Origin of the sequence: Rhodovulum imhoffii (assembly GCF_003046545.1) — a bacterium.
Taxonomy (GTDB): domain Bacteria; phylum Pseudomonadota; class Alphaproteobacteria; order Rhodobacterales; family Rhodobacteraceae; genus Rhodovulum; species Rhodovulum imhoffii.
On sequence record NZ_QAAA01000017.1, the window covers coordinates 1 to 12,394 of the forward strand.

Consider the following 12,394-nt stretch of genomic DNA (forward strand, 5'->3'; position numbering starts at 1 on the left):
GGTCCGCATCCTCACCTGGTACGACAACGAGTGGGGCTTCTCAAACCGCATGGCAGACACCGCCGTCGCCATGGGAAAACTCATCTGAAAAAAAACAAGGCAGCCCCAAAAACGGGGCTGCCCACCTGGTTTCTGCCTGACGGAGGCTACGACATGGCACTGATCACCCTGAGACAACTTCTGGACCACGCCGCCGAGAATGGCTACGGCGTACCGGCCTTCAACATCAACAACATGGAACAGGGGCTGGCAATCATGGAGGCCGCGAAGGCCTGCGACGCGCCGGTCATCATCCAGGCCAGCCGTGGCGCGCGCAACTACGCCAACGACATCATGCTGGCCAAGATGATCGAGGCGCTCGCCGAGATCTACCCCGACATTCCGCTGTGCATGCATCAGGATCACGGCAACAACGAAGCCACCTGCATGTCGGCGATTCGCCACGGGTTCACCTCTGTGATGATGGACGGATCGCTGGAGGCCGACGCGAAAACCCCGGCGTCCTATGAGTATAACGTCGAGATCACCGAACGTGTCTCACGCATGGCACACTGGGTCGGGGCCTCGGTCGAGGGGGAACTGGGCGTTCTGGGCAGCCTTGAGACCGGCGAAGGCGAGGCCGAGGACGGCCACGGCGCTGTCGGCAAGCTGAGCCATGACCAGTTGCTGACCGACCCGGATCAGGCCGTCGATTTCGTGCGTAAAACGAAGGTCGACGCACTGGCCATCGCCTGCGGTACCAGCCATGGCGCCTACAAGTTCACCCGCAAGCCCGATGGCGAGATCCTTGCCATGAGCGTAATCGAGGAAATTCACAAGAAGCTGCCCGATACGCATCTGGTGATGCACGGATCTTCCTCGGTGCCGCAACACCTGCAAGACATCATCAACGAATATGGCGGCGGCATGCCCCAGACCTACGGCGTTCCGGTCGAAGAGATCGAGCGCGGCATCAAGCACGGTGTGCGCAAGGTCAATATCGATACCGACTGCCGCATGGCGATGACCGGCCAGTTCCGCAAGATCGCACAGGAAAACCCGGCCGAGTTCGACCCCCGCAAATTCCTCAAGCCGGCGATGGACGCCATGCGCGACCTCTGCAAGGATCGTCTGGAACGCTTCGGAACCGCAGGGAATGCCTCGAAGATCAAGGTCATCCCGATCGACGACATGGCCAGGCGCTATGCCGGCGGCAGCCTCGACCCGAAAACCAACTGAACGGAACGGGTCGAAAGGACTCAAACCATGGACCAATCAAACCGCTACGCACGTCTCGATCTTGACGAGAACACCCTGATCGAGGGCGGTCGTCACGTTCTGTGCGCCTACACCATGAAACCCAGGGATGGCGGGGATTACCTGGCTACTGCGGCCCACTTTGCCGCCGAAAGCTCCACCGGCACCAATGTCGAGGTTTGCACGACCGATGACTTCACCAAAGGCGTGGATGCATTGGTTTACGAAATCGACCCGGCCAGGGAGATCATGAAGATCGCCTACCCGGTCGAACTTTTCGACCGCAACATCATCGACGGGCGGGCGATGCTGTGCTCTTTCCTGACTCTGACGATCGGCAACAACCAGGGCATGGGCGACGTCGAACATGCCAAGATGCACGACTTCTACATGCCGCCCGCCTACCTGCGCCTGTTCGACGGTCCGTCGATGAATATCTCCGATATGTGGCGCGTTCTGGGCCGCGACGTAAATGACGGCGGGATGGTCGTGGGCACGATCATCAAGCCCAAGCTGGGCCTGCGGCCGCAACCCTTTGCCGATGCCTGCTATGAATTCTGGCTGGGCGGCGACTTCATCAAGAACGACGAACCCCAGGGCAACCAGGTCTTCGCGCCGCTGAAGGAAACGATCCGCCTGGTTGCCGACGCGATGAAGCGGGCCCAGGATGCAACCGGCGAGGCCAAGCTGTTCTCGGCCAACATCACCGCCGACGACCCGTTCGAGATGATCGCCCGTGGGGAATACATCCTCGAAACCTTCGGTGAAAATGCCGATCATGTCGCCTTCCTCGTGGATGGCTACGTAACCGGCCCGGCAGCCATCACCACGGCGCGGCGCCAGTTCCCGCACCAGTTCCTGCACTATCACCGCGCAGGGCATGGCGCGGTGACCTCGCCGCAGTCGCAGCGCGGCTACACCGCTTTCGTGTTGTCGAAGATGTCGCGCCTGCAAGGGGCCTCGGGCATCCATACCGGGACAATGGGTTTTGGCAAGATGGAAGGCGACGCTGCCGACAAGAACATCGCCTTCATGCTGGAACGCGACAGCGCCGATGGCCCGTTTTACCATCAGGAATGGCTGGGAATGAAATCCACCACGCCGATCATCTCGGGCGGCATGAACGCCCTGCGCCTGCCGGGCTTTTTCGACAATCTCGGCCACTCGAACGTCATCCAGACTTCGGGGGGCGGCGCGTTCGGCCATGTGGATGGCGGTACTGCCGGGGCGAAATCCCTGCGTCAGGCACACGATGCATGGAAATCCGGCATCGGCCTCGTGGAATACGCCAGGGAGCATCGCGAACTGGCCCGGGCCTTCGAAAGCTTCCCCGCCGATGCGGATCGTTTCTTCCCCGGCTGGCGCGGCAACCTGAATGGCATCATTGCCGCCGAATGAGTCGCTGATCGTCAGGGGCGCCCGCGCCCCTGACCAACCACAAGGAGAGCACGACATGTTCGACCGTTCCATCAAGATCGCGCCATCTATCCTGTCCGCCGATTTTGCCAATTTCGGTGCGGAAATCCAGGCCATTGAGGCGCAGGGCTGCGACTGGGTGCATGTGGACGTGATGGATGGGCACTTCGTCCCGAACCTCACCTTTGGCCCGCCGCTGGTGAAGGCGATCCGCAGGCATGTGAAGACCTTCATGGACGTGCACCTGATGATCGCTCCCGTCGATCCCTACATCGAAGCCTTCGCCGAGGCCGGGGCGGACATGATCTCCGCCCATGTGGAGGCCGGACCCCATATCCACCGCACCCTGCAGGCGATCCGTGCCCAGGGGGTCAAGGCGGGCGTGGTTCTCAACCCCGCGACATCCCTGGATACGATCGAACATCTTCTGGACGAAATCGACATGGTGCTGCTGATGACCGTAAACCCCGGCTTCGGCGGACAGAACTTCATCCGCTCCGGGATCGAGAAAACCCGACGTCTGCGCGCACTGATCGGCGACCGCCCGGTGCATATCCAGATCGACGGCGGTGTAACCCCCGAAACCGCACCGCTGGTTGCCGCGGCCGGCGCCGACGTTCTGGTTGCCGGATCCGCCGTGTTCAAGGGCGGCTCGGTCGACAAGCCCGAGGTCTATGGCGAGAACATGCGCGCCATCCGATCCGCCGCAGAAAGCGCCCGCGAAGCGGCCTGAACCAGGGAAGGACGGACATGGCAGTATCGCCCCCCTTGTGCGACTTCGGCTGGCCCGCACCCGCTTTCACCTTGCCCGGCACCGATGGCAAGACCCGGACGCTCGCCGATATTGCCGGGGCAAAGGGCACGCTGGTGATGTTCATCTGCAATCATTGCCCCTACGTGATCGCCGTGCGTGACCGTATATTGCGCGATGCCCGAGATCTTCAGGGCCTTGGCATCGGGGTGGTGGCGATCAGTTCGAACGACGCGACCGCCTACCCGGCGGACAGCTTCGAAAAGATGAAAGAACTCGCGCACGAGCTCAGCCTGCCCTTCCCTTACCTTTACGACGAAGACCAGGCCGTTGCCCGCGCCTACGGGGCCGCCTGTACACCGGATTTCTTCGGCTTCGATGCGGGGCTTGGCCTGCAATACCGCGGGCGGCTGGATGCTTCCCGCAAGGAAGCCGGCCCGCCGGACCTGCGCCGCGACCTTTACGAAGCAATGAAGCAGGTGGCCGAAACCGGCCAGGGGCCGGCAGAGCAAATCCCCTCCATGGGCTGCTCCATCAAGTGGAAGGAACGCACATGAGTGGCCTGATCTTCGACCTTGACGGCACGCTTATCGACAGCGCGCCCGATGTCCACGCCGCCGTGAACAAAACTCTGGAGGAAATCGGCACAGGCGGATTGCCGCTGGAACAGGTGCGCGGATTCATTGGCAACGGCGTCGGCGTCCTGATGGAGCGTGTGATCGCCGCCAAAGGGCTGTCCCAGGACGCGCACGCGTCCTTGCTCAGCATTTTTCGCCGTCATTACGACGCCGACCCGGCAACGCTGACCACGCTTTACCCCAACGTTGCCGAAACCGTGGCGCATTTTCACGCCATGGGGTTGCCCCTTGGGATTTGTACCAACAAGCCCGAAGCTCCAACCCGTACCATTCTGGAAAGCTTCGGCTTCCTCGGGGCCTTCGACAGCATCGTCGGAGGCGACAGCACATCGGCCCGCAAGCCGGACCCGGTGCCGTTGCTGACCGCGCGCGACCGTCTTGGGGTGACGGATGTCATCTATATCGGCGACAGTGAGGTCGATGCCGAATGCGCCCAGCGCGCGGGGCTGCCCTTCGCGCTGTTCAGCGGGGGCTATCACCGTCAGCCGCTGGACGAACTTCCACAATCCGCCCGGTTCGACGACTTTGCCGAACTTCCCGCAATCATCGCCCGCCTGCTGGCGGAGACGGCATGATCCGCGCCCTGATCTTCGACGTGGACGGCACCCTCGCCGAAACCGAGGAGGCCCACCGCCAGGCTTTCAATGAAACTTTCACTGCGTGGGGGCTGGACTGGCACTGGACACAGGCGGATTACCGCGACCTGCTGAAAATCACCGGCGGGAAAGAGCGGATCCGCACCTATCAGGCGGCGCTGCCCATCGCGCCGCTGACCGATGCGGACATCGCCCGGATGCATGGGGAAAAGACCGCCCGTTACGGCGAGATCATTGCCTCGGGCGGGTTGACCTTACGCCCCGGCGTGGGGGAACTGATCGCCGCCGCACGCAAGGCGGGGCTCAAACTGGCGGTCGCGACCACCACGAACCTGCCCAATGTCGAAGCACTGGCCCAGTGCTGCTGGCGCCGGCCCGCACGGGAAATTTTCGACGTCATCGCCGCAGGTGATGAGGTGGCCGCGAAAAAACCCGCTCCCGACGTCTATGTCCTCGCACTGCACCGCCTCGGTCTGCCGGCTGCGGACTGCCTCGCGTTCGAGGACAGCGAGAACGGCCTGCGCGCCGCCCGCGGCGCAGGGCTTCGGGTCCTGATGACCCCCAGCGCCTATACGGATCACGAACCCCATGAAGGCGCCGCCTGGCGGGTGCCCTCGCTCGAAGCGGCGCACCTTCCGGCGGAACTCTCCGGCCTGCCCTTGCCTTGACAACCCATGTGGGTATTGTTCCCAAAGCGGCGTGGGAGCCGCCTTGGGGACACGACATGGATATCAGACCGATCATGCCCGGCTTTGCCGTGGCGCCTCAGATCGCACCGCAGGATGTGACGGAGATCGCCGCACTGGGGTTCAGGACGCTCATCTGCAACCGGCCTGACGACGAAGCTGACGGACAACCGCCAGTGGCCGGGATTGCGGCCCGGGCCAGGGCCGCGGGGCTTGCCTTTCACAACCTGCCCTTCAGTCCGGGCAACGTGACGGCAGACCTTGTCGAAGCCTTGCGGGATCTGCTGAGCCACAGCGAAACCCCGGTGCTGGCCTATTGCCGGTCGGGGACGCGCTCTGCGGCGCTTTGGTCGCTCGCGCAGGCACAGACATACACGCCCACCACCCTTTTGCAGATGACGGCCGGGGCGGGCTACGATCTTTCCGACCTGCGCCTGCATCTTGAAGCCCTGCACAGGGCCGCATCCCGAACCGATACGACAAAGGCTTGACGCCGGCCGGTACCATCCTGTCCCCTGTGTGGGCAGGAAAGGCCCGCGATGCAAGATCAGATCGTTCAGTTCGGCTATGCCACCGAGGGGCGCGCGCCCTTCTCGCAGGTGGAATACGACCGCCGCCTCGGCCTTGTCCGCGCCGCGATGGACGCGCGCGGACTGGATCTTTTATTCGTCGAAGACCCGTCCAACATGGCCTGGCTGACAGGCTATGACGGCTGGTCTTTCTACGTGCACCAGGGGGTCCTGGTTTTTCACGATGCCGACCCACTTTGGTGGGGCCGCGCACAGGATGCGAACGGTGCCGTACGCACGGTCTGGATGGCCGGGGCGCATGTTCTTCACTACCCCGACCACTACGTGCAATCCGACACCTGCCACCCGATGCAGCACCTCGCCCGGATTGTCGATGAACTTGGCTATGGCGAGAAACGCATCGGGCTGGAACTGGAAAACTACTACTTCACCGCCAAGGCCTACCTGACCTTGCGCGATGCCCTGCCACATGCAGATCTTCAGGACGCGACGGCATTGGTCAACTGGCAGCGCACGGTGAAATCCGGCGAGGAACTGACCTTCATGCGTCGCGCGGCCCGGATTTCGGAAAAGATTATTGACGGCGTGGTGGCGCGCATCGAACCCGGCCTGCCCAAGAACCGTCTCGTGGCCGAGATCTACCGCGACGCCCTGACCGGGCTGGCGGAGGATTGGGGGGACTACCCGGCGATCGTGCCTTTGCTGCCCTCGGGGGCCGATGCCGCCGCCCCCCATCTGACATGGAACGGGCAACCTTTCGAGACTGGCGAGGCGACGTTTTTCGAAATTTCCGGCTGCTATCGGCGCTATCACGCCCCATTCTGCCGCACGGTATTTCTGGGCGCTCCGCCGGATTTCCTGCGCCGGGCGGAGGAAGCGCTCATCGCCGGGCTGGAAGCCGGGCTGGAGACGGCCCGCGCAGGCAACCGGGCCTGCGACATCGCCAACGCGCTGGCCATCCCCCTGGAAAAGGCCGGGATCGCGCGCGGCGCCCGCTGCGGCTATCCGATCGGGCTGAGCTATCCGCCCGATTGGGGCGAGCGCACGATTTCCCTTCGGCCCGAGGACGATACGGTTTTGCAACCGGGCATGACCTTTCACTTCATGCCGGGGTTGTGGATGGAAAACTGGGGCCTCGAAATCACCGAGCCGATCCTGATCCGGGAGAGCGGCCCGGCGGAAACGCTCTGCAACCGCCCACGCGCGATGTACGTCAAACCCTGAACGGCACCTTTTGTCAGACCGCCATATCACCCCGCAGCCGTACCGCCTTTCCGGCCCGCACTCGGCATGATGGCATCCCGCCGGGACCGGCACATCCCTCATCCGCGGGACCCTTCTTTCAATCCCGGAGCAAATTCCGGACACGGCCCGGAAAACAGACGCCGCCTAGCCCATGTCGCGCAGGGCGGAGCGAAGCATCAGGTCCCCCATCTGTAAGACCTTGCCGGTTTCCCCTGCGTAATCTGTCATGGCGGCTTCGAGAAACCCGGCCTGCAACCGGGCAAGCTCCTGCGGATCGCGGCAGGCCATCAGTGCCTGCTGAGCCTCCAGATCCTTTTGCAGCCGATCGGCGGCGAAATGGGTAAACTCGGTCCCGAACCGGGCCATGTTGTTGAGCATCGTCCCCCCCAGCCATGCAAGAATGCCCAGCCCCTCTGCCTGGGCTTTCTGCAACACTTCGAACGGGTCTTGCGAATCTGTCTGGGCCATGGCGATTCTCCTTGCAGCCAGGGTAAAACCATACCACATCCCGGCGCAGACGGGCATCAGGCCACCCGAAGCCCCTGTACCCAGGTCCCTCGCACAACGGGCGTACCATCGACCCGCGTCACGCGGATCACATCGGCGCGCGCGCCGGTCTCCAGCCGCCCGCGATCCGGCAGGTTCACCGCATCCGCCGGCGTGCGGGTGACCGTCGCGATGCCGCGGGCCATGTCGTCCCACAGATCCCCCAGCATCACCGCCGCCATCAATAAAGACGAGGGCACGTAATCCGAAGACACGATATCCAGCACCCCCGCCTGCGCCAGATCGCTGGCCGCCACGTTGCCGGAATGGGATCCGCCCCGGATCAGGTTCGGCGCCCCCATCATCACCGCAATGTCGCTTGCATGGCAAGCGCGGGCCGCTTCATGCGTCGTGGGAAATTCCGCCAGCCGGATCCCCAGCGCAGCCGAGGCCTGCACATGCGCGGAGGTGGTATCGTCATGGCTGGCCAGCACCGCGCCATAGCGGGCGGCCTCGGCCACGGCCGCGCGCTCATGGGCATCGCCGAACTGGTCGCGAAGCTCGCGCAAGACGGCGACGTGTTCGATGAACTGGGCTTGCGTGGCATGGTTCTTGCCCATGAAGTAATCGCGGTACTTGGTGATATTGCGGAACTGCCGCTGCCCTGGCGTGTGATCCATCAGGCTGACGATCCCCACCCGGTCTTCGGGACCGAAGGCGGCCATTTCCTCGCGCAAAGTCTGGGAGCAGATCTCCGCCCGGAGGTGCAGATAATGACTGATCCGCAGCGCGCCCCTTTCGCGAAGGCTCAGCATCTCGCTGGCCAGTTGACGCGCATACATCGCATAACGCCCCGCGCCCGTCGGGATGGAGCCCACCCGCATCGCATCGAACACGGTGGTGATACCTACCCCCGCCAGCTCTGCGTCATGGGCGATGATGGCACTGGCATGGGGCCAGTCCACCTTTGGGCGGGGTTGGATGTGCCGTTCAAGGTTATCCGTGTGCAGTTCGATCAGGCCGGGCAGGACCATGTCGCCATCACAGTCGATGGCCCCTTTAGGGACCGATTTCCCCGTGCTTATGCCCGCGATATGCCCGTCGCGCAAAACCATCGCGCCGGTTACGGTTTCGTCGGGCAATACGAGTGTCGCATTTGCCAGGATGGTTTCGCTCATTCAGCGTCTCCTTGATACGAGGAGCGGTTTACGGCAGGACTGTCACAAACTTGTCGTGCGCGCCGGTTAGGGAGCAGCCCATGGAAGGCTACAAGCGTTACGCGATCTATTACACGCCAGAGCCGGGGCCGCTGGCGCAATTCGGTGCAAGCTGGCTGGGCTGGGACGCCAAGGCCGCCCGGCAGATCGCACACCCAAAAGTACCCGGCCTGCCCCGCCCGGTTTCCCGACTGACGGACACACCCCGGAAATACGGATTTCACGCCACGGTCAAGCCCCCCTTCCGTCTGGTGGAGGGCAGCGATATCAGCGTTTTGCACGAGGCGGTGATCGCTCTGGCCGGGCAGTTGCGCCCGGTGCTCGTGGAAGGGCTGGCGCTGTCGCGCCTGGGCGGTTTTCTCGCGCTGACACCACGCGGAGACATATCGGCGCTGAGCGCGATGGCCGGCAGCGTGGTCGAGGCGCTGGACGGGTTCCGGGCCCCTCCGACGCAGGCCGAGCTTGCCCGCCGCAACCCCGACCGGCTGAGCGCAACCCAGGCCCGGCTTCTGACACGCTGGGGCTACCCCTATGTCATGGAGGAATACCGCTTTCACATGACGCTTACCGGAAAACTGCCCGAGGCAGAGGCCGAAAGCGTGCGTGCAATATTGGCCCCGCGCCTTGCAACGCTGCTTGAGGCACCGCTGCGCATCCGCAGCCTGTGCCTGTTCGGAGAGGCCAGGGACGGGTGTTTCCACAATCTTCATCGCTATACCCTCACCGGCTGAAGCGCGGCGACAAGCTGCGCGACAGCCCGATCCAGAGGGCCGTCATTGGAGATTTCGCGCACGTTCAGGCCCAAGGGCAAATCGTGGCCGGCACGGGCAAGCCGCGCCACGATGTCCGCGCGGCTTTCGCGGCCGCGGGCGGCAAGGCGGGCGGCCAGCGTTTCAGGCCGGGCGGTGACATTCAGCACCGACAACCCCGGATAGCGCGCCTGAGCCGCCGCCAGTATCGCGCGGGAGCCGTTGAACAGCACGTCGCGCCCTTCGGCCAGAACCGTGTCGATTTGCGCCGGGATGCCGTAATACAGCCCATGCGCCTGCCAGTGCAGCGCAAAGGCCCCGGCCGCGCGGCGGGTATGGAACTCGTCCTCGGTCACGCTCTCGAAAGGTTCCCCCCCGGCCTCGGCGGGTCGGGTGATGACTCGCCGTGCAAGGTGAAGGGCCGGCAGGCTTTTCGCAGCCTCGGCCATCAAAGTATCCTTCCCCACGCCCGATGGCCCCACGATGGCAAACACCCGCCCCATCATGCCGCCTTCGGGGCAAAGGCCGACACGTCCACCTGACGGTCGCAGACACGGTCCCGCGCGATTTCGTCGTGAAAGATGCCGACAATCGCCGCGCCACGCGTCTTTGCGCCCTCGATCAGGCCCAGAACGACCTCGCGGTTTCTCGCATCGAGACTGGCGGTTGGTTCGTCAAGCAACATCGCAGGGTAATCGTAGGCGAAACCGCGTGCAATGTTGACGCGCTGCTGCTCGCCCCCCGAAAAGGTCGTGGGGCTGAGCGCCCAGAGCCGCCGCGGAATGTTGAGCCCCGACAACAACGCCCTGGCGCGGGCGCGGGCTTCGTCCACGGGGCGACCGACCGCCAGCAGCGGCTCGGCCACCACGTCCAGTGTCGGGACACGGGGAACCACCCGCAGGAACTGGCTGACATAGCCCAGCGTGTGGCGGCGCAGCGCGATGATCTCGCGCGGCTCGGCCCGGGCGACATCCACGCCCCCGACCATGATACGCCCCGCCTGCGTCAGGTAGTTCCCGTAGATCATCCGCATCAGCGTGGACTTCCCCGCCCCCGAACTGCCCGTCAGAGCCACGCATTCGCCGGGGGCCACGCACAGTTCCGCTCCGGTCATTACCGGGATGACCGCACTGCCCTGATTATGCAGAACGAAGTGCTTGGCAACGTTTTCGATCTCGATCATGTCCGCTTCTCCTCAGACCTGCAAAACGGAGCTGACAAGCAACTGCGTGTAGGCGTGCTGGGGGTCGTCCAGCACCTGGTCGGTCAGACCGGTTTCCACCACATGGCCTGATTTCATCACCATAAGCCGGTCCGCCAACAGGCGCACCACCGCGAGATCGTGGGTCACGATGATCGCAGACAGGCCCATTTCCCGCACCAGGCCGCGCAACAGATCCAGCAGGCGCGCCTGTACCGAAACATCCAGCCCTCCGGTAGGCTCATCCATGAAGACAAGGCGCGGGCCGGTCACAAGGTTGCGCGCAATCTGAAGCCGCTGCTGCATGCCCCCGGAAAACGCGTCAGGACGGTCATCCACCCGGTCCTCGGGGATCTCGACCCTGCCAAGCCAGTCGATCGCCTGGGCGCGGATGTCCCCGTAGTGGCGCGCCCCCACGGCCATCAGCCGTTCCCCGACATTGCCCCCGGCACTGACGCCCATGCGCAGCCCGTCGCGGGCGTGCTGATGGACAAAGGCCCAATCCGTCCGGGCCAGCATGCGGCGTTCGGGTTCGGACATGGTCACGATATCCTTGAGGCCGTCTGTGCGGGTGTCGAACAGGACCTGTCCGCGGTCGGGCGCCAGATGCCCGGCAAGGCAGTTCAGCAACGTCGACTTTCCCGACCCGCTTTCGCCGACAATGCCCATCACCTCGCCCGGATACAGGTCAAAGCCGACATCGGTACAACCGATCCGCCCCCCATAGAATTTGGCGATATCCTTGACTTTCAGAAGCGGGGTCATGCCGCGTCCTCCGTTCCGGGGGCGCCCAGGCGGCCCACATGGCCCCCGTCCCGGCGGGTGGTACAGAAATCGGTATCGGAACAAACGAACATCCGGCCTCCCGCATCATCCACGATCACCTCGTCGAGATAACTGTTCTGCGCCCCGCACAGATCACAGGCATGATCGGCCTTCGATGGCTCGAAGGGATAATCCTCGAAATCGAGGCTGACCACACGGGTATAGGGCGGCACCGCATAGATGCGCTGCTCCCGCCCGGCGCCGAAAAGCTGGATAGCGGCCATCTCCATCTTCGGGTTGTCGAATTTTGGGATCGGAGACGGATCCATGACATAACGTCCCTCTACCTTTACCGGGTAGGCATAGGCGGTGGCGATGTTGCCGTGGCGGGCGATGTCTTCGTACAACTTGACGTGCATCAGGCCGTATTCCTCCAGCGCGTGCATCTTGCGGGTTTCGGTTTCGCGCGGCTCCAGAAAGCGCAGCGGCTCCGGGATCGGGACCTGGTAGACGAGGATCTGATCCTCGGTCAGTTCCGTTTCCGGGATACGGTGACGTGTCTGGATCACGGTGGCCTCGGCGGTTCGCTCGGTCGTATCCACCCCGGCGGTCCGTTCGAAGAATTTGCGGATGGAAACCGCATTGGTAGTGTCGTCCGCGCCCTGGTCGATGACCTTCATCCTGTCCTCGGGTGTCAGAACGGCGGCCGAGACCTGCACCCCCCCGGTGCCCCAGCCATAGGGCATGGGCATTTCCCGGCTGGCGAAGGGCACCTGGTATCCGGGGATGGCCAGCCCCTTCAGCAGCGCCCTGCGGATCATGCGCTTGGTCTGCTCATCGAGATAGGCAAAGTTGTAATGGGTGTCGGTCATGGCCTG

Annotated in this window: 15 protein-coding genes; 9 read left to right on the forward strand and 6 right to left on the reverse strand. The window is 63.8% G+C overall.

Annotated features, from left to right (window positions below):
* Positions 1-153: 153 nt before the first annotated feature.
* Genes fba through C8N32_RS11820 form a run of 8 tightly spaced genes read left to right on the forward strand, consistent with a single transcriptional unit; the run spans position 154 to position 7,077 of the window.
* Positions 154-1,218: a class II fructose-bisphosphate aldolase gene (gene fba, locus C8N32_RS11785; protein ID WP_107893191.1), complete on the forward strand. Its 1,065-nt coding sequence runs from the start codon at positions 154-156 to the stop codon at positions 1,216-1,218.
* A gap of 27 nt (positions 1,219-1,245) precedes the next feature.
* On the forward strand, positions 1,246-2,634 hold the full coding sequence (locus tag C8N32_RS11790; RefSeq protein ID WP_107893192.1) for a ribulose-bisphosphate carboxylase: 1,389 nt from the start codon (positions 1,246-1,248) through the stop codon (positions 2,632-2,634).
* A 55-nt stretch (positions 2,635-2,689) separates the two neighbouring features.
* A complete protein-coding gene (gene rpe / locus C8N32_RS11795; RefSeq protein ID WP_107893193.1) occupies positions 2,690-3,385 on the forward strand; it encodes a ribulose-phosphate 3-epimerase in 696 nt (231 codons plus the stop codon).
* A gap of 17 nt (positions 3,386-3,402) precedes the next feature.
* The gene (locus C8N32_RS11800) at positions 3,403-3,960 is read left to right on the forward strand and encodes a thioredoxin family protein (protein ID WP_107893194.1); all 558 of its coding nucleotides are present in this window, start codon (positions 3,403-3,405) and stop codon (positions 3,958-3,960) included.
* Entirely contained in the window at positions 3,957-4,616 is a 660-nt protein-coding gene (gene gph, locus C8N32_RS11805) for a phosphoglycolate phosphatase (protein WP_107893195.1), read from the forward strand. Before C8N32_RS11800 ends, gph begins: the two co-directional genes overlap by 4 nt.
* Positions 4,613-5,305 carry an HAD family hydrolase gene (locus C8N32_RS11810; protein WP_107893196.1) on the forward strand — a complete coding sequence of 231 codons (693 nt, stop codon included), beginning with the start codon at positions 4,613-4,615 and terminating at the stop codon, positions 5,303-5,305. The genes gph and C8N32_RS11810 overlap by 4 nt, the downstream gene beginning before the upstream one ends.
* Before the next feature lie 56 nt (positions 5,306-5,361).
* On the forward strand, positions 5,362-5,814 hold the full coding sequence (locus C8N32_RS11815; RefSeq protein ID WP_107893197.1) for a protein tyrosine phosphatase family protein: 453 nt from the start codon (positions 5,362-5,364) through the stop codon (positions 5,812-5,814).
* 48 nt (positions 5,815-5,862) lie between these two features.
* Positions 5,863-7,077: a M24 family metallopeptidase gene (locus tag C8N32_RS11820; RefSeq protein ID WP_107893198.1), complete on the forward strand. Its 1,215-nt coding sequence runs from the start codon at positions 5,863-5,865 to the stop codon at positions 7,075-7,077.
* A gap of 165 nt (positions 7,078-7,242) precedes the next feature.
* On the opposite strand, the gene C8N32_RS11825 is transcribed toward C8N32_RS11820, so the two are convergent.
* The gene (locus C8N32_RS11825; RefSeq protein ID WP_170106796.1) at positions 7,243-7,566 is read right to left on the reverse strand and encodes a phasin family protein; all 324 of its coding nucleotides are present in this window, start codon (positions 7,564-7,566) and stop codon (positions 7,243-7,245) included.
* Positions 7,567-7,622: 56 nt separating this feature from the next.
* Positions 7,623-8,762: an alpha-D-ribose 1-methylphosphonate 5-triphosphate diphosphatase gene (locus tag C8N32_RS11830; protein ID WP_107893200.1), complete on the reverse strand. Its 1,140-nt coding sequence runs from the start codon at positions 8,760-8,762 to the stop codon at positions 7,623-7,625.
* Positions 8,763-8,842: 80 nt separating this feature from the next.
* Between C8N32_RS11830 and C8N32_RS11835 the strand changes: the two genes are divergently transcribed.
* Positions 8,843-9,532: a DUF1045 domain-containing protein gene (locus C8N32_RS11835; RefSeq protein ID WP_107893201.1), complete on the forward strand. Its 690-nt coding sequence runs from the start codon at positions 8,843-8,845 to the stop codon at positions 9,530-9,532.
* Here the strand turns inward: C8N32_RS11835 and phnN are convergent.
* Genes phnN through C8N32_RS11855 form a run of 4 tightly spaced genes read right to left on the reverse strand, consistent with a single transcriptional unit; the run spans position 9,514 to position 12,388 of the window.
* Complete coding sequence (phnN, locus tag C8N32_RS11840; protein WP_420853794.1) at positions 9,514-10,053, reverse strand: phosphonate metabolism protein/1,5-bisphosphokinase (PRPP-forming) PhnN; 540 nt, start codon at positions 10,051-10,053, stop codon at positions 9,514-9,516. The genes C8N32_RS11835 and phnN overlap by 19 nt on opposite strands.
* Complete coding sequence (gene phnL, locus C8N32_RS11845) at positions 10,053-10,733, reverse strand: phosphonate C-P lyase system protein PhnL (RefSeq protein ID WP_107893203.1); 681 nt, start codon at positions 10,731-10,733, stop codon at positions 10,053-10,055. Before phnL ends, phnN begins: the two co-directional genes overlap by 1 nt.
* 12 nt (positions 10,734-10,745) lie before the next feature.
* A complete protein-coding gene (phnK, locus tag C8N32_RS11850; protein ID WP_107893204.1) occupies positions 10,746-11,516 on the reverse strand; it encodes a phosphonate C-P lyase system protein PhnK in 771 nt (256 codons plus the stop codon).
* On the reverse strand, positions 11,513-12,388 hold the full coding sequence (locus C8N32_RS11855; RefSeq protein ID WP_107893242.1) for an alpha-D-ribose 1-methylphosphonate 5-phosphate C-P-lyase PhnJ: 876 nt from the start codon (positions 12,386-12,388) through the stop codon (positions 11,513-11,515). Before C8N32_RS11855 ends, phnK begins: the two co-directional genes overlap by 4 nt.
* Positions 12,389-12,394: the final 6 nt, after the last annotated feature.

Coding starts and splice junctions, on each gene's coding strand:
- C8N32_RS11820 (WP_107893198.1), top strand. CDS start 5,863: ATGCAAGATCAGATCGTTCAGTTCGGCTATGCCACCGAGGGGCGCGCG.
- C8N32_RS11835 (WP_107893201.1), top strand. CDS start 8,843: ATGGAAGGCTACAAGCGTTACGCGATCTATTACACGCCAGAGCCGGGG.
- C8N32_RS11815 (WP_107893197.1), top strand. CDS start 5,362: ATGGATATCAGACCGATCATGCCCGGCTTTGCCGTGGCGCCTCAGATC.
- C8N32_RS11830 (WP_107893200.1), bottom strand. CDS start 8,762: ATGAGCGAAACCATCCTGGCAAATGCGACACTCGTATTGCCCGACGAA.
- C8N32_RS11810 (WP_107893196.1), top strand. CDS start 4,613: ATGATCCGCGCCCTGATCTTCGACGTGGACGGCACCCTCGCCGAAACC.
- fba (WP_107893191.1), top strand. CDS start 154: ATGGCACTGATCACCCTGAGACAACTTCTGGACCACGCCGCCGAGAAT.
- C8N32_RS11855 (WP_107893242.1), bottom strand. CDS start 12,388: ATGACCGACACCCATTACAACTTTGCCTATCTCGATGAGCAGACCAAG.
- gph (WP_107893195.1), top strand. CDS start 3,957: ATGAGTGGCCTGATCTTCGACCTTGACGGCACGCTTATCGACAGCGCG.
- rpe (WP_107893193.1), top strand. CDS start 2,690: ATGTTCGACCGTTCCATCAAGATCGCGCCATCTATCCTGTCCGCCGAT.
- phnK (WP_107893204.1), bottom strand. CDS start 11,516: ATGACCCCGCTTCTGAAAGTCAAGGATATCGCCAAATTCTATGGGGGG.
- C8N32_RS11800 (WP_107893194.1), top strand. CDS start 3,403: ATGGCAGTATCGCCCCCCTTGTGCGACTTCGGCTGGCCCGCACCCGCT.
- C8N32_RS11825 (WP_170106796.1), bottom strand. CDS start 7,566: ATGGCCCAGACAGATTCGCAAGACCCGTTCGAAGTGTTGCAGAAAGCC.
- phnL (WP_107893203.1), bottom strand. CDS start 10,733: ATGATCGAGATCGAAAACGTTGCCAAGCACTTCGTTCTGCATAATCAG.
- C8N32_RS11790 (WP_107893192.1), top strand. CDS start 1,246: ATGGACCAATCAAACCGCTACGCACGTCTCGATCTTGACGAGAACACC.
- phnN (WP_420853794.1), bottom strand. CDS start 10,053: ATGGGGCGGGTGTTTGCCATCGTGGGGCCATCGGGCGTGGGGAAGGAT.